The following is a 2,545-nucleotide window of genomic DNA, read 5'->3' as shown; positions in this document are numbered from 1 at the left end:
AACGTCAAGAAAACGCAAAAGGACTACTACACACTCTGGCTTCGTATTGCCAAGCACACCGAGCACGGTAAAATTGACTACATTTGGGATAACGACCAGCTAATCGGCGAATACCAGCATGGTGAATATACTTGGTATATCAACCTGCCAAATCAATTTCACCCAGTAGCGCTGATTAAAAAAGGCGAGGTGTACTACTACCACCTAGACCAACTGAACACCCCACGTTTTGTAACTAATAGCAAAGCAGAAGTCGTTTGGGAAAACCAAGCTGATGTGTATGGTTATGAAGAACTAAAAGCAGAGTCTGACTTTAATAAAGAAAGTAGCTTCACTCAGCCAATCCGTTTTCAAGGGCAGTATTTAGATGAAGAGAGCGGCTTACATTACAACCGTTATCGCTACTACAGCCCCAAACAACAACGCTTTATAAACCAAGATCCAATTGGCCTAGTGGGTGGTATAAATCACTATCAATATGCGCCAAACCCAGTGAACTGGGTGGATCCATTTGGGTTGTTGTGTAAAGAAGGTGAAAAAAGATTAAAAAAGATGCTGAATACGTTAGTAGGTAATGGTTTTGATCAAGAAACAGTGGATGCTATTTTTAAAATTGCGATAGCTTGTACTCCAATTGACAATCAAGATATATCTACGATTGATTATCCACCAGAAGGTGGTGTGTATCGTAAAAAGCATGAATATAGCTTTGAAAAGATCCGCCCTGAAGAAAATAATATTATAATTACGAGAGAGACGCCATCGGGTAACCGAATATCGCAAACAGTTAGTATTGAGGACTTTGCTAAACAGCATATTGATAACAATGAAAAAGTAGCTAATATTCACTTTGGTAAAATCTTAGAAGAAGAGCATGGTGTTGCCAAACCAAGTCCTGAAGAAATGGAAAATGCCCATGCTCATCATATCGTATTTAAAGAAGGCAGTGGGAAGCAAAAAGAGTGGGTGCTTAAGAGTAAAGCTATTTTAGAGGAATATAAAATTGACTGGCTTAAAGGTCCTGAAAACTTAGTATGGGCGCCAAATATCGAAGGTTTACATACAGAAGAAATGGCTAAAAAAGTTTACGGGGCTTTACAACAAGCACATGATCTAGAAGGTACACCAGAAGCTGTAACTGATGCCCTAAGCAAGATGGGGAAATTAGCAGCTAATCATACAAGAGGTAAAAAATACATATGAGTAATGAATTAGTTAGAGTCGCCATAAAATTTATGATTGGAAACGATACAGAATCTCTACAATCTTTTTTTAAAGAACACCCTAAATTAATAGAGTACAATTTCGTATCGAATGAAAACTGGTTGCATAAAGCATCTAGTTATAATGTGCCTGATGTGATTGAAATGCTAGTTAATATATTTGACATAGAAAGTCTAGATGAGTATGGGCGAACACCACTCAGCTTAGCTCTTATAGTTGATAAAACTGCACCGGCTAAAAAATTAATAGAGCTAGGTGCTAATGTTAATCATGGCGGAGCTGATTCGCCTTTATCCTGTGCAGTGTACAGCCAAAGTAAAGAATTACTCAAATTATTGATAGAAAATGGCGCCAATAATGAGAGTAAGGAAGAGTTAATTCGCTTTGGCCGTGGGCAAGGCTATAAAAACATTGAAGAAGATTTAAACGAACTTAATTATGTATCAGCAATAACAGAAACGTTTAAAGATAAGTTGAGTGCTCACTATGGCGCGCTGACTGATGTAAAAAGTAAAGAATCACCGTGTGTTTTGTATTCAAAAAAAGCACGTGGTAAGTTTGCTGTTTTTTCTGAAAACATCAATAAAGATGCTGAAATAATGTTTGAAGTAACAAAACAAGGTTTTGATACGGCAGAAGAAGTGCTTACTCAATCATACCCGTGGTTATTTGATTGGTTAGAGGTAATAAACCAAGTAGAAATAGACCCAACTCAACGAGTAATTATTATTACTAGGGAAGTTGAGTGCATGCCATATCAAGGTATTGCTTTACTAATAGAAGAGAAAATTAGCTATAACAATGATCCTGTAAATATTTATAGATTATTCCCGCTTTACCAAAAAGAAATCGACTTTGAAAAACAACATGGAATAGCGAGATTGCTCAAAAAGTTTGAAGTGGAAGGCGTAAGTCAAACAATCCTAAAAAATCGTAAACCATTAAGTTGACTAGGAAATAAATTAAATAAGAAGAAGTAACCAAGCACCCACTCCAATGAGTAGGTGTTAGTTCACTACGAACACGTTGTACTTAAATAATATGACACTAAAGAAAAGGACTCTTCAATGTCAGCAACCAGAATAACTCAACAAGCCAATGGGGTCAAATCTTGACTTCATACATCTACTTTCATTATGTTGAATTTAGAGAAAATAAAGTAACAAAGGCACCCACTTTAAATAGTGGGAAATAAACTAGACACCCACCCTAATTTTTGCAGTTTGGCGAACTAAGTACTAGGTTTTTGTTAGTATGAGAAATGAGCAGGGTGTCTTATGGCAATTGCAAGAAAGCGACAAGTAAGTTTGATTGATACTAA

General features: G+C 36.6%; 2 protein-coding genes. Both read left to right on the top strand.

All coding sequences use genetic code 11. The features are described from left to right. On the top strand, nt 1–1,203 hold a 1,203-nt coding region (locus CWB66_RS22960), incomplete at its 5' end, for an RHS repeat-associated core domain-containing protein (RefSeq protein ID WP_212747825.1). Continuing rightward, nucleotides 1,200–2,174 carry an ankyrin repeat domain-containing protein gene (locus CWB66_RS14490; protein WP_138585924.1) on the top strand — a complete coding sequence of 325 codons (975 nt, stop codon included), beginning with the start codon at nt 1,200–1,202 and terminating at the stop codon, nt 2,172–2,174. The genes CWB66_RS22960 and CWB66_RS14490, both read left to right, overlap by 4 nt. The last annotated feature ends 371 nt before the right edge of the window (nt 2,175–2,545 follow it).

Source organism: Pseudoalteromonas sp. S558, assembly GCF_005886635.1.
GTDB classification, from domain to species: Bacteria; Pseudomonadota; Gammaproteobacteria; order Enterobacterales; family Alteromonadaceae; genus Pseudoalteromonas; species Pseudoalteromonas aliena.
The sequence above is the reverse complement of the archived record's forward strand: the minus strand, read 5'-3'. Positions and strand labels throughout refer to the sequence as shown.